Below are 18944 nucleotides of genomic sequence, written 5' to 3' on the forward strand. Positions count from 1 at the left end.
AGTGAGGCCCGCGCCATGACCGAGCAGGAGCTGCCGCGACCACGGGTGGCGGTGCTCGCCACGACCTGGTTCCCCGGCTCGCACGCCGACGTGATCGCCACCCGGCTGGTCGAGGGGTACCGCTGGCAGGGCGCGCACCGGCCGGCCCGGGTCGAGGTCGCCTCGGTGTACCTGGAACAGCTCGGCTCGCGCACCGAGGTGTGGCCGCTGCCGGACGTCGGCGTCGAGATCACCGACCGCAACGGTGTACCGCGGTTCCCGACCGTGGCCGAGGCGCTCGGCGTCGGTCGCCCGGGCGTCGACGTCGACGGCGTGGTCATCATCGGCGAGCACGGCGACTACGAGCGCAACGAGTACGGGCAGACGACCTACCCGCGGCGCCGGCTGTTCGACGCGGCGGTGTCGACCATGCTCGGCGCCGGCCGCACCGTCCCGGTGTTCAACGACAAGGGCCTCGCCTGGTCGTACCCGGATGCACTGTCCATGGTGGACACCGCGGAGCGGCTGGGCATCCCGCTGCTCGCCGGCTCGACGATCCCGCTGTCCTGGCGGATCCCCACCGCGACGCAGTGGCCGCTGGGCGAGCCGATGGACGCCGCCGTCGTCGTCGGCTGGGGGCCGCTCGAGCGGTACGGGTTCCACAACCTGGAGGCGCTGCAGGTGCACGCCGAGCGCCGCTCCGGCGGCGAGCGCGGCGTCGCGACGGTACGGGCGCTCACCGGCCCGGACGCGCGGGACGCGATCGAGGCCCGCATCGTCGACGCGGCGCTGCTCGACGCCGCCCTCGGCACCTTCGAGCTGACCGCCGAGCAGCGGGCGCGGGCGCGGGCCAGCGTCCGGGACGTGTTCCTGGTGCAGTACCGGGACGGGCTGCGCGCCGCGGTGGTGCTCTGCAACGACGTGCTGCGCAACTTCGGCACCGCCTGCCGGGGGCCGGGGCACGAGATGGCGTGCCAGATCTGGCTGCCCGGTGCGCCGCACGAGCACTTCACCTTCCTGGTCCGCCAGATCGAGTCGCTGGTGCTCGGCGGGGTCGCGCCCTACCCGGTGCGGCGCACGCTGCTGACCACCGGGATGCTCGACGCCGCCATGCACTCGCTGCACGACGGCGCCCGGATCGACACCCCGGACCTGGACCGCGGGTACACCCCGGTCGCCACGGTCACCGACACCGGCGTCGAACTCCCCCGGCCCGAGGGCGTACCGACGCCGTGACCGGCGCCCCCGCCGCGCACGGCCCGCGTCAGCGGCCAACCACGGGACGTCGACGTGCCCGCCGGCCGGCTTGGTGCGGGGCGAGCAGCGGGATAAACTGGACAGAAGTCTCGATGGCACGAAGGACGTGCACCATGTCCTGTCCCGCGGATGTTCCCGCCGGCCCGGCCCGCACGAGCGATCGCTGAGCTGCGCATGCCGGGTCCGGCGCCGCCACGAGGTTCGCCCCGGCCGGCCCGGGACGGGCTCGACGATGCACACCGCGCGAGCGGGCGAAGCGAAACTGGACCGGAACCCGCGCGTACCGGCGGCCGGCTGGTCGCGGACTATCTGGCGGCGCAACGCGATGCGCTGCTGACGGCCGCCCCCGGCGCCCGGCGGGGCGACCCCGATGCGGTACACGAGATGCGGACCGCGACCCGGCGGCTGCGCTCGACGCTGCGCACCTTCCGGCCGCTGTGGTCCCACGACGCCACCGAGCCGCTGCGCACCGAGCTGCGCTGGCTGGGCGGGCTGCTCGGCGCCGTCCGCGACACCGACGTGCTGGCCGAGATCCTCGCCGCGGCGATCGGCGCGGCCGACCCGGCGCTGCTCGTCGGCCCGGTGGCCGACCGGGTCGGACGGCAGCTGGCCGTCGATGCCGAAGCGGCCCGGGCCGGCCTGGCGCACGCGCTCACCGACGACCGGTACGCGTTGCTGCTCGACCGGTTGGCCACGCTGGTCGCCGCGCCGGCCCCGGACGCCTCGTACCGCCAGGCCAGGGCGCACGCGCGCGAGGCGTTGCACCGGGCCGACCGCCGCCTGGACGCCGCGCTGCGCCACCCGGCGACGACCCCGAGCTCCGACGAGCCCGACCGCACCACGACCGTGGCACCCGACCAGCCCGACCTCAGCACGACCGGGGCACCCGACCAGCCGGACGTCAGCACGACCGGGGCATCCGACCAGCCGGACGTCAGCACGACCGGGGCATCCGACCAGCCGGACGTCAGCACGACCGGGGCACCCGATCGGCCTGACCTCAGTACCGCCGGGGCACGGGACGAGCCGGACCGGGCGATGCTGCACGACGCGCGCAAGGCGTACAAGCGGGCCCGGTACGCGGCGGAGGCGTTGGCGCCGGTCGCCGGCGAGCCGGCCGACCGGCTCGTCCACCGGCTCCGGGACCTCCAGGACGTGCTCGGCGATCTGCACGACGCGTGGCTCGCCGCCGGTGTGCTGCAGGCGCACGCCGCGGCGGCGCAGCGGGACGGCGAGAGCCCCGTCAGCTACGAGGTACTCGCGGCACACCGCACCGCCGCGGCGAACGACCTGCTCGCCCTGGTACCACGGGCCCGGCGCCGCGCACGCAGGCCCGGCGTACGACGCTGGCTCGAGCGGCGATGACCGGCGCCACGGCGGGTGGACGGCAACGTCGTCGCGCGCGGGTCAGCCGGCCGTCAGCCCGCGGGCCAGGTCGAGGGCGACGATGCGGTCGACGTACAGCAGGGTCTCCAGGCGGGCACCCGCCGGGTTCACCTCGGCCACCTCGTCGAGCGCCCGCAGCAGGGCGACCGCGTCGAGGTCGTCGTCGCACGCGGCCCGGATGCCCGCCATCGCCGACGCCGGGATCGGCGCCGACGGCTGGCGGGCCGCCGCGGCCACCTCGGCGCGCCACCGGCCCAGGCGTCGGGTCGCATCGGCGACCGACGCCCCGACCACCGGCTCCCGTCGCGCCACGCCCAGCAGCGCCAGCCGTACCGCGGTCGGCTCGGCGCCGTCCACGTCGAGCTCCGCGACCGGCGCGACCGCGAGGACCGGCTGGTCGCCACCGATCTCGGCGCCGCACAGGTCGAGGCCGCCCGGGCGCACCTCGTCGGCCGCCGCGACGACCAGTTCCGCGCCGGCCGGCTCGGCCCGTACCTCGTCGGTCGGGATGATCCACAGCTCCCGCAGCCGCTCCCCCGCCGACGCCAGCGCTTCCGCCGAACCGATCACCGTGGTCCGCACCTGGTTGCCGTGCAGGCCCTCCAGCACCCGTCGGGCCAGGTCTGCCACCAGCAGCACCCGCACGGCATGCCAGGACATGCCGTCGTCGCCCGACGGCAGCACCGCGGTCAGCCGCACCAAGCGACTCGGACGGCTTTTCACCGGCACGGCGGCGCCGCTGCGGTCGTCGGTCACGGTGAGCATCGGCACCCTCCGCCAGGCTGATCGTTCGACCGTAACAGCACGCCAACCCGGCACCGGCAGATCGACGACCTCCGTGCGTTGACCAAGGGATGGGTGCGTTGACCAAGGGATGGGTGCGTTGACCAAGGGATGGGTGCGTTGATCAAGGGATGGGTGCGTTGATCAAGGGATGGGTGCGTTGATCAAGGGATGGGTGCGTTGATCAAGGGATGGCGGCACGGCTTCCAGGCACGACGTGTCCGATTCCCTTGATCAACGCGACGGGGGGCGGCAGGGGCGGGGAGGGCCGGGCCGCTAGTGGGTGCGCAGGAGGCGGTACTCGTTGCGGTGGGTCAGGGTGAGCACCAGCCGGGCCGGGAAGCCGAACGCGCGGCGACCGTGCTCGGTGGAGTACTGCTCCACGCCGACGATCGGGTAGGGCTGACCGCCGACTACCAGTTCGCCGCCGCCGGCGGCCACCAGGTTGCGGTACCAGTTGACGGTCTCGCCGTAGGTCAGCTCGGCGACGAATCCCTCCGGCACCCGGGCGACCATGATCGGCGTCTCGTGCTGCCGGCCGGAGGTGCGGCCGACGTGCCGGACCAGCGAGAACGGGCCGTGGCCGGCGCGGGCCAGCCGCACCGTACCGCGGTTCAGGGTGTTCTTGAGCAACCAGAACCACGCTTGCCGTGCTCGCGACATGCCCACGCCTCTCGACGTCCGAGGGCCGGCCGCGGACCTGCACCTCGTCGTTGCCGAACCGGTCGGCCCCATTCTGCGCCGAACCGCCGGCCGGCGCGAGCCGGCCTACCGAGACAAACCGCCGGCCGGCGCGAGCCGGCCTACCGAGACAAACCGACGGCCGGCGCGAGCCGGCCTACCGAGACAAACCGCCGGCCGGCGCGAGCCGGCCTACCGGGGCAACCGGATCGTCAGCCGCCAGCGACGTCTGGCGCCCACCCGCTCCCAACCGTCCCGGTCCGGACCGACCGCGCGGAACCACAGCAGCCGGAAGGTCGCCGCGTCGATCAGCGCCTCCGCGTCGCGGCTCATCGCGTCGGGATGCAACGTGAGTATCGCGCCCTTGGCCTCCGCGGTCAGTAGGGCGACGCGCGGGTCCGCGCGCTGGGCACCGACGGCTATCTCCAGGGTCCCGCCGAGCGCGGCAAAGTCGGCGATCGCACTGTGCTGCGTCACCACCAGAACAGTAGAGACAACGCAGCGCACCCAGTATCGGCCAGGTAGCCGATTCAGGCCCGGCCATCCCAGTACCGGCGGGCCGAGCCGGCAGTGTCACCGACGACCCGACGCGGGCGCCCCGGATGCCCTGGCAGCAGGGCGATACACCGACGCCGCTCGGTGCGGACGGCCGGCGCGGTCTCACGACGCCGCTGCTCAGCACGCGGTCTGCGGTCTGCGGTCGGCGCGACGTCGCGGCGCCGGCGGTCAGCGCCGTGTCGCGCTGCCGGCGGTCAACGCGGTCGCGGCGGCGGTCGGCGCGGCGTCGCGGCGCAGGCAGTCAACACGGTCGCGGCGCCGGCGTCAGCGCGGTCGTGGCGCCGGCGGTCAGCGCGGTGTCGCGGCGCGGCTGGAGTCCAGCAGCAACGCCTGGCGGCGCTGGTGCACGGTCAGGTAGCGCAGGCCGTCCGGCCCGGCGGTGAAGGCTCGGCGCGAGCGCCGTGGCAGCCACAGCAGCGCCCCGGGGGTGAGCTCGACCGTACCGAGTTCGGTGGTGAGGGTGCCGCTGCCGGCGAGGACGTGTACGAGGACGTCGAGGTCCGGGCCGGCGTGCGCGTCGATGGTGCCCGCCGGCGGCAGCGCGATGATGTTGGCGTCGAGGTCGCGGTCGCGGACGTCGAGCTTCCAGGCCGCGCCGGTCACGTCGGGTGCGGCAGGTTCGGCGGTCAGCGCGGTGGTGTCGACCAGGACCCGCGGCAGCGGCGTGCTGGCGAGCTTGGTGATCTTGATACGCCAGTCGCGCATCTCCCGGTTGAGGTACTCCCAGCGGAAGCTGCCGGCGTGGTCGGCCTCGAACTCGTCGTGCAGGTGCTTCGGGTCGTGGTCGTTGACCAGGACGAACGCTCCGCCCACGGGGAGTTCGGCGTACCGGGAGAAGATCGTGGGGTGCTTGTCGGGCTTGCGCATCCCGCGCACGTCCAGCTCCTGCGCCTCGGGTTGGCTCGCGGTCGGCGATGACATGTGCGCTACTCCGCTCTTTTTTACAATCATCTTTTGTGTAAACTGTAGAGCATGACGTACGTGATCGCGCAACCCTGCGTGGATGTGATGGATCGCGCCTGCGTGGACGAGTGCCCGGTGGACTGCATCTACGAAGGCGGCCGCTCGCTGTACATCCACCCCGACGAGTGCGTGGACTGCGGTGCCTGCGAACCGGTCTGTCCGGTCGAGGCGATCTTCTACGAGGACGACCTGCCCGAACACCTGCACGCCTACCTCGCCGACAACGACGAGTTCTTCTCCCGGCCGCTGCCCGGCCGCGAGGCCGCCCTCGGCTCCCCGGGCGGCGCCGGGCCGCTCGGAGCGCTCGGTGTCGACACGCCGCTGGTGGCCGCGCTGCCGCCGCAGGGCGACGCGGTGGCGCAGCAGTGAACCCGGTACCGGCCGGGCGTCGGCTGCAGGTGCTGCAACTGCTGCGGGACGCGCGCACACCGCTGGGCATCGCCGAGATCGCCCAGCGACTCGGCGTGCACGCCAACACCGTCCGGTTCCACCTCGAGACCCTCGTCGGCAACGGCCAGGTCGAGCGGCAGACGGCGAGTCACGCCGGCCCGGGCCGCCCGCCGCAGCTGTTCCGCGCGGCTCCCGGAATGGACCCGATGGGTCCGCGGCGCTACCAGGTGCTCGCCGAGGTGCTCGTCGGTGACGTCGCCGCGCACCCCGATCCGGCCGGCCACGCCGCGGAGGCGGGACGCCGCTGGGGCCGCCGGCAGGCGCTCGCCGAGCCGGCCCGCCCGGCCGGCGCGGGCGAATCCGTCGAGCGGATGACCCGGATGCTCGACGAGCTGGGCTTCGCGCCCGAGCCGGTGGACGGCGCCGACCCGCCGGCCATCGGCCTGCGGCACTGCCCGTTCCTGGAACTCGCGGAAAGCCGGGCGGACGTGGTGTGCCCGATCCACCTCGGCCTGATGCAGGGCGCGATGGAGTCGTGGGGCGCGCCGGTGACCGTCGAGCGGCTGGACGCGTTCGTCGAACCGGGCCTGTGCGTGGCCCACCTGACTGCGATGGGAGCATCGTGACCGACCTCGTTTCCCTGACCGCGCTGGTGCCGGAGCAACTCGCGGCCGCCCGCAACTCGTCCGCCGGCCGCAGCGCGCGCACCCTGTACGGCGGCACCGGGCACGCGCTGCGCCAGACCGTGCTGGCGCTCGCCGGCGGCCACTCCCTGGGCGAGCACGAAAGCCCGGGCGAGGCGACCCTGCAGGTGCTGGCCGGCCGGGTCCGGCTCAGCGCCGGCGGCAAGAAGTGGGAGGCGACCGAGGGCGGCTTCCTGCCCATCCCGCCGACCCGGCACGATCTCGCCGCGATCGACGACTCGGTGGTCCTGCTCAGCGTCGTCGCCGGCACCGGGGCATGACGGCGGCGGCCGACCCGCGCGAGACCGCGACGCTCCCCGCCATCGGCGCGCGGGCGCGTCCGGCGACGGTGCTGACCGCGCTCGGCGGCGGCTGCGTCGTACTCGGTGGGCTGGTCGCCGCGGTCACCGCGCCACTGAGCCTGGCGCACGGCAGCTGGCTCGCCGCGTACCTCGTGCTGGTGTGCGGGGTAGCGCAGTGGGCGATGGGTCGTGCCCGCGCCCGGAGTGGTACCTCCGGCCCGCGCCGGGCCTGGACCCAGGTCGTGGCGTGGAACCTGGGCAACGCGGTGGTGATCGCGGCGACGCTGCTCGGCCGGCCGGCGCTGGTCGACCTCGGCTCCGCACTGCTGGTGGCAGCGCTGGTGATCGCGCTGTTCGCCGCGCCGGCCCGGGGCGCCACCGGGCTCGCGCTGCTGGCTTGCTGGGCCTACCGGGTGTTGCTCGTGGTGCTCGCGGTCAGCATCCCGGTCGGCATCCTGCTGTCGTACCTGCGCCACGCCTGACCGGCCGCGGCCCCGGGCGGCCGGACCCGGTTCCCGGCCGAGGCTGCGGGGCGGGGTCGGTGGTGCGGCCCGGTCCGCGCTCGGGGGCCCGGACCGGGCTCGACGCCGCGGGCGGCCGGACCCGGCCCCCGGTCAGGGCTGCGGGTCGAGCGCGGCGCAGCGCCAGCCGTCCGGGGTGCTGCCGGTACGCAGGAACTCGGCCAGCTCGGCCACCGCCCGCTCGCCGAGGTCGGCGTCGGCGCGCGGGTAGATGATCGGCTCCTCCTTGCCGTTGTGCCGGTCGAGCTCGGCCAGCAGCTCGCGGCAGCCGGGCTCCAGCTCGGCCACCGAGGCGTCCGCGGCGAGCAGGGCGGACAGCGAGTCCATCAGCCGCCACAGCGCGCCGTGCTCGCGCAGCATCACCAGTACCGGCATGACCATCCCGCCCTCGCGGAGCGGCGGGAACAGGAACGTCTCCTCCAGGTAGATGTGCCGCCGCAGGGCCGCGAACGCCGACAGCAGCGGTTCGCGATCCGTCGCGCCGCGATCCAGCCCGGCGACGAACCGCTCGATGCCGCCGTCGATGTCGCGGTGCTCCCGGGTCAGCAGCTCCGCCAGGTTCGTCGTGGTCACCGCGGCCTCCGTTCGTCGTTCCGCCCGTACCCTCATTTATACAACTCATCATTGTAATAATGAGTGGTGGGGTGCGGGCGGCACGACTCACAGGTCGGCGTAGCCGACCGCCGGGTCGGCCAGCCGGTCCGCGTCGACCCGGACGCCACCGGTGATCAGCGGCTTGATCTGGTCGACCACGTCCCACACGTTGACGTTCATGGCGGCCAGGATGCGCGACTCGCCGTCCAGCCAGAACGCCACGAACTCGCGCTTGTCCAGGTCACCCCGAACGACGACCCTGGCGTACGAGCCGGGCGGCGCGAAGCCGATGTACTCCATGCCCAGGTCGTACTGGTCGGAGAAGAAGTACGGCAGCTCGATGTACGGGGCCGCGCCGCCGAGCAGCGCCGCCACCGCCACGGCGGGCTGGTTGAGTGCCGTGGCCCAGTGCTCCACCCGTACCCGACGACCGAGCAGCGGGTGGTCGTGGTTGGCGATGTCGCCGACCGCGTAGATGTCCGGGTCGCTGGTGCGCAGGCAGGCATCGACCAGCACGCCGTTGTCGACCGCGAGCCCGGCCGACTCGGCCAGCGTGACGTCCGGCGCAACGCCGACCCCGACCACGACGGCGTCGGCCGGGATCGTCTCGCCGTCGACCCGCACGCCGGCCACCCGGCCGCCGTCGGTGGCGAACTCCTCGACCCTGGCGCCCAGCCGCAGCCGCACCCCGTGCCCGCGGTGCAGCTCGGCGAACACGGTGGCGAGCTCAGCGCCGAGCACGCCGAGCAGCGGCAACTCGGCGGCCTCGACCAGCGTCACCTCGGTGCCCGCGCCGCGAGCGGCCGCGGCGACCTCCAGGCCAATCCAGCCACCGCCGATCACCACCAGCCGCCGGCCCTCACCGAAGACGGACCGGATCGCGTCGGAATCGTCCCTGGTGCGCAGGTAGTGCACGCCATCGGCGTCGCCGCCCGGCACCGGCAGCCGGCGCGGCACCGCACCGGTGGCCAGCACGAGCTTGTCGTAGCCGAGGTCCTCGCCGTCGTCGAGCCGTACCCGGTGCGCGGCGGCGTCGACCGCGGTGGCCCGGACCCCGGTCCGCAGGTCGACGCGATTGTCCTGGTACCACTGGGCCGGGTGGACGACGGCGTCGTCGAACGCGGACTCGCCGGCGAGGTAGCTCTTCGACAGCGGCGGCCGCTCGTACGGCAGGTGCCGTTCGGCGGTGATCTGACTGACCTGGCCGTCGTACCCCTGCTCGCGCAGGGCCTCGACGGTTTTCGCGCCGGCCAGGCCGCCGCCGATGACGACCACATGTCGGGGTGTGCTCACGGGCTTCCCTTTCGTCGATCGGCGGCGGACGCCAGCGCATCCGCTTCTATCACCAATAAACTTGGAGTTTAGAAGCGCTCGACGGTGCCTGTCAAACTTCGTTGGTTATAGACTGACGGGCATGGATGCCGAGCACCAGCCGCTGCCGGACGCGCTGTCCGGGCTCAGCGCACTGGTCGACCCGATCCGCCGCCGCCTGTACGACTACGTCGCCGGCCAGGACTCCCCCGTGCGCCGCGAGGCCGCCGCCGCGGCGGTCGGCATCAGCCGGACCCTGGCCGCGTACCACCTGGACCGGCTCACCGAGGCGGGGCTGCTCGCCGCGACCTACGCGCGGCCCGAGGGCCAGGGCGGCCCCGGCGCCGGCCGGCCGGCCAAGCACTACCAGCGCAGCGCCGACGAGGTGTCGGTCACCGTCCCGCCCCGCACCTACGTGCTGCTCGCCCGGTTGCTCACCGACGCCGTCGCCACCGACCCGACCGGCGCCGTGCGGGCCGCGCTGATGACCGCGGCCGAGAGCGAGGGCCGAGCCGGCACCGGCCGACCCGCCGCAAGCGACACCGGCGATACCGCGGCGCCCGACACCGGCCGGCGGCCCGCTGCGGCGCCCGAGACCGGAAGCCGATCCGGCGGTACCGCGGGGAGCGCCGCCGAGGATCCCGGCACGCGTGTCGCGGGTGGGCTGCTCGGCGCGCTGCAGGCCCGCGGGTACGAGCCGGCGGTCACCGACGACGGCACGATCGACCTGCGCAACTGCCCGTTCCACCAGCTCGCCCGGCACCAGCCGGAGCTGACTTGCCAGCTCAACCACGCGCTGGTACGGGGTGTGCTCGCCGGGCACGGCGCGGACCCGGACCGGGCCCAGCTGATGCCCCGCCCCGGCCGCTGCTGCGTCCTCGTCCACCCGGCGCAGTGACGGCCGGCGCGCCGCGGTCGACCGGCGAGGCGCAGATCGTCGATGGTCAGGGCTCGATCAGGCCGGTCCGGATGGCGAAGCGGGTCAGCTCGACGCGATCCCGCAGACCGAGCTTCTGCAGCACGTTCGCCCGGTGCCGCTCCACCGTCTTGACGCTGATCACCAGTTCGGCGGCGATTCGCCTGGCCGAGTAGCCCTCGGCGATCAGCTTGGTGACCTGCTCCTCCCGCGGCGTGAGCACCCGGTCCGGCAGCGGGTCGCCCGCGCGGTCCCGGTCCAGGTAGTCCCGGATCAACGCGGTCACCGCGGCCGGGTACAGGAACGACTCGCCGCGGCGCGCGGCCCGGCACGCCTCGATCAGGTCGGTGTCGGCGGCCGACTTGAGCACGTAGCCGGACGCGCCGGCCTTCAGCGCCTCGAAGAAGTACTGCTCGTTGTCGTACATCGACAGCATCAGGATGCCGGTGTCCGGCGAGCGCGCGGCGATCTCCCGGGCGGCCTGGATGCCGGTCATGCGGGGCATCGCGATGTCCAGGATCGCCAGGTCGATGCCGCCGGCGCCGACCAGCGTCACCGCCTCGACCCCGTCCGCCGCCTCCGCGACCACCTCCAGATCCGGTTCGGTGTCGAGGATCAGCCGCAGCCCGCGGCGCACCAGCGCATGGTCGTCGGCGAGCAGGATCCGGGTGGGCTCGGCCATCACGGTCACCCTTCCTCGACCGGTACGACGAGCCGCACCTCGGTGCCACCCGCCGGCCCGGCCTCGATCGACAGGGTGGCACCGATCAGCCGGGCCCGCTCGCGCATCCCCCGGATGCCCGCACCCGCAACGTGTCCGCCGCCGCGGCCGTCGTCGGCCACCCGCAGCGTGACGCTCCCCGGTACCGCCGTGCAGGTCAGCTCCGCGCGGCTGGCGCGGGCGTGCCGGGCCACGTTCGTCAGCGCCTCCTGCGCGACCCGGAACACGACCAGCTCCACCTCGTCCGGCAGGGCCGGCAGGTCGGCGTCGACGGTACGCTCCACCGCGAGACCGGACGAGTGCGCGAACTCCGTCGCCAGCGCGGTCAGCGCGCTGCGCAGGCCCAGGTCCGACAGCACCCCGGGGCGCAGCCGGTGCGCGACTTCGCGCACGTCGTCGAGGCTGGCTCGGACCGCGTCCTGGGCGCCGGCAATGTCGGGCCGCAGCGCATCCGGCGCCCGGTCCGCCACCCGGCGCAGGCTCAACAACGCCACCGTCAGGCTCTGCCCGATCTCGTCGTGCAGCTCTCGGGAGATGCGCTGCCGCTCGCCCTCCTGCGCGGCGAGCGCCCGCGCCGCCGTGTCGTCGTGCTCGGCGGCGAGCCGGTCCAGCATCGAGTTGAAGCTGCGGACCAGCTCGCGCAGGTCTCCCCCGCTGCCCTCGGCCAGCCGCGGGCCGCCGCCGGGCAGGTCGGCCCGCCGCATCGCCGAGGTCAGCTCGCCGAGCGGCGCGAGGCTCAGCCGCAGCAGTACCGCGGTGGCGACCAGGATCAACAGCAGCCCCACCAGCAACACCGGCAGCTCGGTCACCAGTACCGGTGAGGACACCGTCGCCGGGGAGGCGGCAAGGATCGCCGTGCCGATGGCGAACAGCAACCCGTTGATGGCGAACAAGCGCCAGAACAACGTGCGGACAGGCCCTCCCGATCGCATGACTCCAGCATCCCAGCCGCCCCGGCGCTGTCCATCGGGTCCAGCACCCATTCGCCGGCCGAGGTGACGCGAGCCCGCCGGTACAGATGGGTGTTCGCGCCGATGTCCTCCGCGCCCCGGCTCTGCCACCGTGGACAGCGTTACCGGTCGGCTCGCCGGAACGGAGGACCCGCGATGCACACGACGAGGACCACGGTGCTCGGCGTCGGTGCGCTCTACGACTGCCAGACCCGGGACGGCCACCACCTGCGGGTCGTCAGCGAGCACCGCGGGGCACGGCAGCTGATCCTCTACGCCGCGTCCGACCGCCACGATGCACCCGAGAAGCTGACCGTACGGCTGGCGGCGGACGAGGCCGACCAGCTCGCCGACCTGCTGCGCAGCGGTTCCCTCCCGGACCGCGTCGCCGCACTGGAGCGGCGGCTGGCCGCGCTGGCGAGTGCGGAGCGGCACACGTGAGCGCGGTCGCGTCGCTCGCGATCTTCCTCACCGCGTTCGGACTCATCGCGGCCGAGAAGCTCGGCAAGGTCAAGGTCGTCCTGATCGCCGCCGGGCTGATGGCCGCGCTCGGGCTCACCCCCGGTACCGAGGTGTTCTTCTCCGACCACGCCGGGATCGACTGGAACGTCATCTTCCTGCTGTTCGGGATGATGGTGATCGTCGGCGTGATCCAGCAGACCGGGCTGTTCGACTTCCTCGGCATCTGGGCGGCCAAGGCGTCCGGCGGCCGGCCGTACCCGTTGATGGTGCTGCTGATGGTGATCACCGCGATCGCCTCGCCGTTCCTGGACAACGTCACCACGATCATGCTGATCGCGCCGATCACCCTGGTGGTGTGCGAGCGGCTGCGGATCGCGCCCCAGCCGTACCTGATCGCCGAGGCGCTCGCCTCCAACATCGGCGGGGCCGCGACGCTGATCGGCGACCCGCCCAACATCATCATCGGCACCCGGGCCGGGCTGGACTTCGTCGACTTCGTGGTGCACCTGACGCCGATCACCGCGATCGTGTTCGCGGGGTTCGTCCTGTTCACCCGGGTGCTGTTCCGCCGGTCGTTCGAGTACCACCCGGAGCGGGTCGCCGAGGTCATGGCGATGCGGGAACGCGACGCCATCACCGACACCAGGCTGCTGGTGCGCGCGCTTGCCGTGCTGGCGCTGGTGATCGCGGCGTTCTCGCTGCACGGGGTGCTGCACCTGGAACCGTCCATCGTCGCCCTGCTCGGCGCCGGGGTGATGGTGTTGATCTCGCCGCGCAGCCCGGTCGAGTCGCTGCACGCGGTCGAGTGGCGCACGCTGGTGTTCTTCGCCGGCCTGTTCGTCATGGTCAGCGCGCTGGTGCACACCGGCGTCATCGACGCCATCGGACGGTGGACCATCGGCGTCGTCGGCCACGACTACTTTGGTGCGGCGACCGCGTTGCTGTTCGGCTCGGCGGTGATCGGCGCGTTCTTCGACAACATCCCGTACGTCGCGACGATGACGCCGGTGGTCGAGGAGCTCGTCGGGCAGGTGTCGGATCCCGATGCGGCACAGGCGATCTGGTGGTCGTTCGCGCTGGGCGCCGACTTCGGCGGCAACGGTACGGCGATCGCCGCCAGCGCCAACGTCGTCGTGCTCGGGCTCGCCGCCCGCGCCGGGCATCCCATCTCCTTCTGGCAGTTCACCCGGTACGGCATCGTGGTGACCGCCCTGTCGGTCCTCACCGCCTGGGGCTACGTCTGGCTCCGCTACTTCGCGTTCTGACCGCACGGCGGGCGCACACCACCGCGGCGCCGGAGTCCACGCCCGGCGGCCGCCGGACGTTCAGGGGGCGGGAGTCGCGGTGAGGGCCGTGGTGGCGGCGGTGGCCAGGTGGGCGAGGTAGCCGGCCGAGAGTGGGGCGCGGGCGACGGCGAGGCGCCAGTAGAGCGGGCCGACCACGAGATCGACGAGGAAGTCGGGATCGACCGGGGCGGTCAGCTCGCCGCGCTGCTCCGCCCGGTCGACGAGCAGGGTGCCGATGCCACGCTGGTTGTCGCTGAGCGTCTCGTACAGGATTGCCCCGATCGCCGGGTTGCGGGCCGCTTCGGCGAGCAGGTCGGGCACGATGTGGGTGGCGAGCGGGTGGCGCAGCGCGTGCGCGGCGATCATCAGGACGGTCTCGATGTCGCCGCGCAGGCTGCCGGTGTCGGGCAGTTCGGTGACGTCCACCGCGACGGCGGACACCATGTCGATGACCATCTCGAGTTTCGAGCCCCAGCGGCGGTAGACCGCGGTCTTGCCGACGCCCGCCCGGCGGGCGACCCGCTCGATCGACATCCGCCCGTACCCGCCCTCGGCCAGCTCGGCGAACACGGCCGCACGGATGGCCTCGGTCACGTCGGTACGCAACACGGCTGCGCCGGCGGGCGTGCGTTTGGCCCGGGGTGGAGACTCCTCTGACTCGCCGCTTGCCGAACGCATCCGCGCAGTCTAACGCCGGGACGAACCTGTTGCGTTCTCTCGTCGAGCGTGCGTACCGTAGTCGTTACGACGATACGGTATCGTCCCGACGTGATCGGCCCGGGACGGTGCAGACCCGGGTCAGGCGCGGGCCGGCCGGCGGTGCACATCGACGGCCGGGCGAGCGCCCGGGAGCCGAGCGAGGAGCGCGGATGGGTGACGGAGTTGAGGCGACCGCGACCGGCCGGTCCGGATCGCCGCGCGCGACCGGCAGGTACGGGCCCGGATCGCCCGCCGGTACCGCGGTCGCGGCCGAGCCGTACCCGCCGCTCGGGCCCGAGCCGGCCGCCGGCGCGTACCCACCGCTCGCGGCCGGCACGGCGAACCTCGCCGGCCTGGCCCAGCGGTACGGGCTGGCCGTCAGCGGCGCCCGCCCGAGCCTGGTGGACTACGCCCGGCAGCTGTGGGGACGCCGGCACTTCATCCGGACCTTCGCCAGCTCCAAGCTGGCCGCGCAGTACACCACCGCCCGGCTCGGCCAGGTCTGGCAGGTGGTCACGCCGCTGATCAACGCGGCGGTCTACTTCCTGATCTTCGGCGTGCTGCTCGGCACCCACCGCGGCATCGACAACTACATCGCCTACCTGTGCGTCGGGGTGTTCCTCTTCAACTTCACCCAGCAGGCGGTGCAGGCGGGCACCCGGTCGATCCCGAACAACCTGACGCTGATCCGGGCGCTGCACTTCCCGCGCGCCAGCCTGCCCGTCGCCGCGACCATCTCCCAGCTGCAGCAGCTCGTACTGTCGATGCTCGTGCTCAGCGGCATCGTGCTGGTCACCGGCGAACCGCTGACCTGGCGCTGGCTGCTGATCCTGCCGTCGATCCTGCTGCAGACGATCTTCAACGCCGGGCTGGTGATGATCGTCGCCCGGCTGGCCGCGAAGACCACCGACCTGGCGCAGCTGGTGCCGTTCGTGATGCGCGTCTGGATGTACCTCTCGGGCGTGTTCTACAGCACCGGCGTGGTGGCCGCGCACGCGCCGCACCTCGTGGTGACCGCCCTCAACTGGAATCCGGCATACGTGTTCATCAGCCTGATGCGGCACTCGCTGATGACCTCGGTACCGGCGCACGACCTGCCGGGGCACCTGTGGGTCAAGGCGGCGGCGTGGGCCCTGATCGTCGGCGCCGGAGGGTTCGCGTTCTTCTGGCACGCCGAGGAGGAGTACGGCCGTGGCTGAGCAGCACGTGATCGACGTCGTCGACGAGCAGACGGAGGTCCTCGACGACCGGACGCCCGCGGCGGACCGGGAACCCACCGTCATCGTCGACGACGTGCACATCGTCTACCGGGTGTACGGGGCGAGCGGCAGCCGGAACACGCCGACCGCGGCGTTCAGCCGCATCGTGCGCCGGCGCACCTCCCCCGCGATCCGCGAGGTGCACGCGGTCCGGGGCGTCTCGTTCGTGGCGCACAAGGGCGAGGCGATCGGCATCGTCGGCAGCAACGGGTCCGGCAAGTCGACCCTGCTGCGGGCGATCGCCGGCCTGCTGCCGCCGCGCAGCGGCACCGTGTACACCAACGGGCAGCCGTCCCTGCTCGGCGTCAACGCGGCGCTGATGAACGACCTGACCGGTGAGCGCAACGTGGTACTCGGCTGCCTCGCGATGGGGATGACCCCGGCCCAGGTGAAGCAGCACTACCAGCAGATCATCGACTTCTCGGGCATCAACGAGCGGGGCGAGTTCAGCACGCTGCCGATGCGCACGTACTCCTCCGGCATGGCGGCCCGGCTGCGGTTCTCCATCGCCGCCGCGAAGAGCCACGACGTGCTGCTCATCGACGAGGCGCTGGCGACCGGCGACGCGTCGTTCCAGAAGCGCAGCCAGGAGCGCGTCCGCCAGCTGCGCGGCCAGGCCGGCACGGTGTTCGTGGTCAGCCACCAGAACCGGACGATCCGCGACATGTGCGAGCGCACCCTGTGGCTGGAGGCCGGCGTGCTGCGGATGGACGGCCCGACCGAGCCGGTCATGGCCGCCTACGAGGAGTTCTCCCGCAACCGGCGCCGCTGAGGTCACGGCGCGGCTGAGCTCGCGGGTCACGGCGCGGCTGTGCGACGATGGCCGGGTGCCCGGAGTCGAGGACATCGAGGCGCTGCGCGGCCCGCTGACCGGGTACTGCTACCGGATGCTCGGTTCGGCGGCGGACACCGAGGATGCCGTGCAGGAGGCCGTCATCCGCGCGCACCGCGGGCTGGACCGGTTCGATCCGGCCCGGGCGTCCCTGCGCACCTGGGTGCACGCCATCGCGACCAACGTCTGCCTCGACATGCTGCGCGCCGCCCGGCGGCGGGAACTGCTCGCACCGGTACCGGCCACCGTGGACGGTGAGCTGGGTGCGCCGCTGCCGGCCGACGCCTGGCTGGAACCGATGCCGGACAGCCGTACCGTGCACGCCGCCGACCCGGCGGAGGTGACCGTCCAGCGGGAGAGCGTGCGGCTGGCGTTCCTCGCCGCGCTGCAGCACCTGCCGCCACGGCAGCGCGCCGCCCTGCTGCTGCGCGACGTGTTCGCGTTCAGCGCCGCCGAGACCGCGGCGGCGCTGGAGCTGTCGGTACCGGCGGTCAACAGCGCGCTGCAGCGGGCCCGGGTCACGCTCGCCGAGCACCGGCCGGCGCCGGGTGCGGTGGCCGAGCCGGACGACCCCGCGGTACGGGACCTGCTGGCCCGCTACGTCGCCGCGTTCGAGGCGCACGACGTGGCGGGGCTGCGGGCACTGCTGCACCGGGACACGGTCAGCTCGATGCCGCCGTTCGCGTGGTGGCTGTCCAGACGCGACGAGGTGCTGCGGGTCTTCGCCGGCTCCGACGCGTGCGTGGCCGACCGGCTGCTGCCGGTACGCACGAACGGGACGATCGGGTACGGCCAGTACCGGCCCGGCGAGGACGGGACGTTGCGGCCGTTCGCGATCGTCGCGCTCGAGGTGCGCGACGGCCTGGTGACGCACTCGGTCACGTTCCTCGGCACCGGGGCGCGCTTCGGCGAGTACGACCTGCCGGAGTTTCTGCCCGCCCACCGATGAGTTTCGCCCGCCCGGCACGTACCAGAAGCGTACTGCCGATCAGGAGGGACGAGATGACCGAGAACGACATTGTGCCGGCCGAGGAGCGCAGGCTGCAGGCCGAGACGTTCGCCGAGCGGGAACGGCTCGCCGCACTGCTCGCCGGGTTGACCACGCAGCAGTGGGCGGCGCCGTCGCTGTGTGCCGGCTGGCGGGTGCGCGAGGTGGTCGCGCACGTGACCATGCCGTACCGGATGGCCAGCGCGGAGGAGTTCCAGGCCGCGCTGGCCGCGCACGGCTTCGACTTCGACCGGTACGCCGACGCCGAGGCGCACGAGACCACCGAGCGGCTCGGCGACGCCGAACTGCTCGCGATCTACCGGGACAACGTGCGGCACCCGTGGCAGCCGCCGGGCGATGGGGCGGCCGGCGCGCTGAGCCACGAGGTGATCCACGGCCTGGACATCACCGAGGCGCTGGGCCTGCCGGCCGTACCGACCGAGCGGATCGCGGGAGTGCTGGCCCACGTCGGGACGAAGAACCTGGCCTACTTCGGTACCGACCTGAGCGGCATCAGCCTGGTCGGCACCGACGCCGACGTCCGGATCGGCGACGGCACCCCGGTACCGGCGCCGGTCCGGGAGATCCTGCTCGGCATCACCGGCCGCCGCCCGCTCCCGAGCTGACCGACCGCGACCCGGCCGGGCGCCCGCGTCACGGTGCCCGGTCGGGCGGTCGCGGCCCGGCCGGACGGCCGCGGTTGCGGACCGGCGCCCGCGGTCCGGGCGCGGGCCGGTCAGAGCACGATGGCGCGGCCGAGGACGCCGCCGATGGTGAGCAGGCCGAGCGCCAGCAGCAGCGCGACGGCGGTCGCCGCGGTGGCCACCCAGCGGCGGCGGGTCCGGCCGGGGCCCAGCGCGGTCCAGGCCACCGCGGCGAACAGCAGTCCCGTCACGAGGAACCAGGGCTCGTTGAACAGCAGGTCCTGCAGGTCGGCGGCGCGCCGGTCGATGGTCGCCCACATGGCCGGATAGTGCACCTCGACCAACCCGGCCAGGCTGAGGATCCGTTCGGCGATGTCGACCAGGGCGTGCATGCAGCCGGCGACCGCACCGACCCAGAACAGTGCGAGCAGTACCGGCCGGGCCCGGCGCCGCCGCCACAGCGGGTACGCCGCGACCGGCAGGACGGCGGCGATCGCGATGACGACCGCGCCGGCCGCGTTCATCAGCTGGAACGTGGTGCCGGAACCGGCCCGGATCGTGCCGGGCAGGAAGGCGTCACCGCCGAGGGCGTAGTAACCGCGGTAGGCGGCGTACCAGAGCGCCCAGCCGCCGGCGGCCAGGCTGAGCCGGCGCAGCCGCCGGTTCGGGTCGTCGCGGGTGGGCAGGGTGGCGGTGGTCGTCTCCGGCGTGGTCATGCGGCCCACGGTGCCGGCCGCGCACCGGCCGTACCTCCCCCGGCGGTGGGAGTCGCCTCCCCC

23 protein-coding genes are annotated in these 18944 nt (G+C 73.5%); 13 read left to right on the plus strand and 10 right to left on the minus strand.

The features are described 5' to 3' along the window. Positions 1-15 precede the first annotated feature (15 nt). Both Asera_RS28395 and Asera_RS28400 read left to right on the plus strand, forming a co-directional pair. Positions 16-1215, plus strand: coding sequence for a hypothetical protein (locus tag Asera_RS28395; protein ID WP_051801430.1), 1200 nt, complete (start codon positions 16-18; stop codon positions 1213-1215). Between the two features lie 195 nt (positions 1216-1410). Then, positions 1411-2601 (plus strand): CHAD domain-containing protein, encoded by a 1191-nt coding sequence (locus tag Asera_RS28400; RefSeq protein WP_030444112.1) that lies wholly within the window; start codon positions 1411-1413, stop codon positions 2599-2601. Between the two features lie 42 nt (positions 2602-2643). On the opposite strand, the gene Asera_RS28405 is transcribed toward Asera_RS28400, so the two are convergent. The 4 genes from Asera_RS28405 to Asera_RS28420 all read right to left on the minus strand — a co-directional run bounded on the left by Asera_RS28405 (position 2644) and on the right by Asera_RS28420 (position 5565). After that, positions 2644-3387 (minus strand): hypothetical protein, encoded by a 744-nt coding sequence (locus tag Asera_RS28405; RefSeq protein ID WP_030444111.1) that lies wholly within the window; start codon positions 3385-3387, stop codon positions 2644-2646. A 294-nt stretch (positions 3388-3681) separates the two neighbouring features. Next, positions 3682-4068 (minus strand): PNPOx family protein, encoded by a 387-nt coding sequence (locus Asera_RS28410; RefSeq protein WP_030444110.1) that lies wholly within the window; start codon positions 4066-4068, stop codon positions 3682-3684. Positions 4069-4278: 210 nt separating this feature from the next. Beyond that, on the minus strand, positions 4279-4563 hold the full coding sequence (locus Asera_RS28415; RefSeq protein ID WP_157034584.1) for a hypothetical protein: 285 nt from the start codon (positions 4561-4563) through the stop codon (positions 4279-4281). Positions 4564-4932: 369 nt separating this feature from the next. Continuing rightward, entirely contained in the window at positions 4933-5565 is a 633-nt protein-coding gene (locus Asera_RS28420) for a DUF2249 domain-containing protein (protein WP_030444108.1), read from the minus strand. Between the two features lie 51 nt (positions 5566-5616). Between Asera_RS28420 and fdxA the strand changes: the two genes are divergently transcribed. Genes fdxA through Asera_RS28440 form a run of 4 tightly spaced genes read left to right on the plus strand, consistent with a single transcriptional unit; the run spans position 5617 to position 7464 of the window. Continuing rightward, a complete protein-coding gene (fdxA, locus tag Asera_RS28425; protein WP_030444107.1) occupies positions 5617-5976 on the plus strand; it encodes a ferredoxin in 360 nt (119 codons plus the stop codon). Beyond that, positions 5973-6623, plus strand: a complete 651-nt coding sequence (locus Asera_RS28430) for a helix-turn-helix transcriptional regulator (protein WP_030444106.1) — start codon at positions 5973-5975, stop codon at positions 6621-6623. Before fdxA ends, Asera_RS28430 begins: the two co-directional genes overlap by 4 nt. Next, on the plus strand, positions 6620-6961 hold the full coding sequence (locus Asera_RS28435) for a cupin domain-containing protein (protein WP_035295056.1): 342 nt from the start codon (positions 6620-6622) through the stop codon (positions 6959-6961). Before Asera_RS28430 ends, Asera_RS28435 begins: the two co-directional genes overlap by 4 nt. Continuing rightward, entirely contained in the window at positions 6958-7464 is a 507-nt protein-coding gene (locus Asera_RS28440) for a hypothetical protein (protein ID WP_051801427.1), read from the plus strand. The genes Asera_RS28435 and Asera_RS28440 overlap by 4 nt, the downstream gene beginning before the upstream one ends. Positions 7465-7596: 132 nt before the next feature. On the opposite strand, the gene Asera_RS28445 is transcribed toward Asera_RS28440, so the two are convergent. Both Asera_RS28445 and Asera_RS28450 read right to left on the minus strand, forming a co-directional pair. Further along, entirely contained in the window at positions 7597-8076 is a 480-nt protein-coding gene (locus Asera_RS28445; protein ID WP_030444103.1) for a hemerythrin domain-containing protein, read from the minus strand. A gap of 87 nt (positions 8077-8163) precedes the next feature. Continuing rightward, positions 8164-9390 carry an NAD(P)/FAD-dependent oxidoreductase gene (locus Asera_RS28450; protein ID WP_030444102.1) on the minus strand — a complete coding sequence of 409 codons (1227 nt, stop codon included), beginning with the start codon at positions 9388-9390 and terminating at the stop codon, positions 8164-8166. Positions 9391-9511: 121 nt separating this feature from the next. Between Asera_RS28450 and Asera_RS28455 the strand changes: the two genes are divergently transcribed. Beyond that, positions 9512-10306, plus strand: a complete 795-nt coding sequence (locus tag Asera_RS28455; protein WP_030444101.1) for a helix-turn-helix transcriptional regulator — start codon at positions 9512-9514, stop codon at positions 10304-10306. Positions 10307-10352: 46 nt separating this feature from the next. Here Asera_RS28455 and Asera_RS28460 read toward each other — a convergent pair whose 3' ends face one another. Beyond that, positions 10353-11006 carry a response regulator gene (locus tag Asera_RS28460; RefSeq protein WP_030444100.1) on the minus strand — a complete coding sequence of 218 codons (654 nt, stop codon included), beginning with the start codon at positions 11004-11006 and terminating at the stop codon, positions 10353-10355. A gap of 5 nt (positions 11007-11011) precedes the next feature. Then, positions 11012-11977, minus strand: a complete 966-nt coding sequence (locus Asera_RS28465) for a HAMP domain-containing sensor histidine kinase (RefSeq protein ID WP_030444099.1) — start codon at positions 11975-11977, stop codon at positions 11012-11014. A gap of 174 nt (positions 11978-12151) precedes the next feature. On the opposite strand from Asera_RS28465, the gene Asera_RS33385 reads away from it, so the two are divergent. Beyond that, positions 12152-12436 (plus strand): cation:proton antiporter regulatory subunit, encoded by a 285-nt coding sequence (locus tag Asera_RS33385; RefSeq protein ID WP_030444098.1) that lies wholly within the window; start codon positions 12152-12154, stop codon positions 12434-12436. Then, positions 12433-13722, plus strand: coding sequence for an ArsB/NhaD family transporter (locus Asera_RS28470; RefSeq protein WP_030444097.1), 1290 nt, complete (start codon positions 12433-12435; stop codon positions 13720-13722). Before Asera_RS33385 ends, Asera_RS28470 begins: the two co-directional genes overlap by 4 nt. A gap of 60 nt (positions 13723-13782) precedes the next feature. Here Asera_RS28470 and Asera_RS28475 read toward each other — a convergent pair whose 3' ends face one another. Next, positions 13783-14421, minus strand: a complete 639-nt coding sequence (locus tag Asera_RS28475; protein ID WP_084130836.1) for a TetR/AcrR family transcriptional regulator — start codon at positions 14419-14421, stop codon at positions 13783-13785. Between the two features lie 191 nt (positions 14422-14612). Between Asera_RS28475 and Asera_RS28480 the strand changes: the two genes are divergently transcribed. Genes Asera_RS28480 through Asera_RS28495 form a run of 4 tightly spaced genes read left to right on the plus strand, consistent with a single transcriptional unit; the run spans position 14613 to position 18147 of the window. Further along, positions 14613-15641, plus strand: coding sequence for an ABC transporter permease (locus Asera_RS28480; RefSeq protein ID WP_084130835.1), 1029 nt, complete (start codon positions 14613-14615; stop codon positions 15639-15641). 7 nt (positions 15642-15648) lie between these two features. After that, the gene (locus Asera_RS28485; RefSeq protein WP_425305991.1) at positions 15649-16473 is read left to right on the plus strand and encodes an ABC transporter ATP-binding protein; all 825 of its coding nucleotides are present in this window, start codon (positions 15649-15651) and stop codon (positions 16471-16473) included. Between the two features lie 55 nt (positions 16474-16528). After that, positions 16529-17482, plus strand: a complete 954-nt coding sequence (locus Asera_RS28490; protein ID WP_035295053.1) for an RNA polymerase subunit sigma-70 — start codon at positions 16529-16531, stop codon at positions 17480-17482. Between the two features lie 53 nt (positions 17483-17535). Then, positions 17536-18147 carry a maleylpyruvate isomerase family mycothiol-dependent enzyme gene (locus Asera_RS28495; RefSeq protein ID WP_030444092.1) on the plus strand — a complete coding sequence of 204 codons (612 nt, stop codon included), beginning with the start codon at positions 17536-17538 and terminating at the stop codon, positions 18145-18147. A 110-nt stretch (positions 18148-18257) separates the two neighbouring features. Here the strand turns inward: Asera_RS28495 and Asera_RS28500 are convergent, their stop codons facing one another. Next, positions 18258-18881, minus strand: coding sequence for a hypothetical protein (locus Asera_RS28500; RefSeq protein WP_030444091.1), 624 nt, complete (start codon positions 18879-18881; stop codon positions 18258-18260). Positions 18882-18944 lie beyond the last annotated feature (63 nt).

Origin of the sequence: Actinocatenispora sera (assembly GCF_018324685.1) — a bacterium.
Classification (GTDB): domain Bacteria; phylum Actinomycetota; class Actinomycetes; order Mycobacteriales; family Micromonosporaceae; genus Actinocatenispora; species Actinocatenispora sera.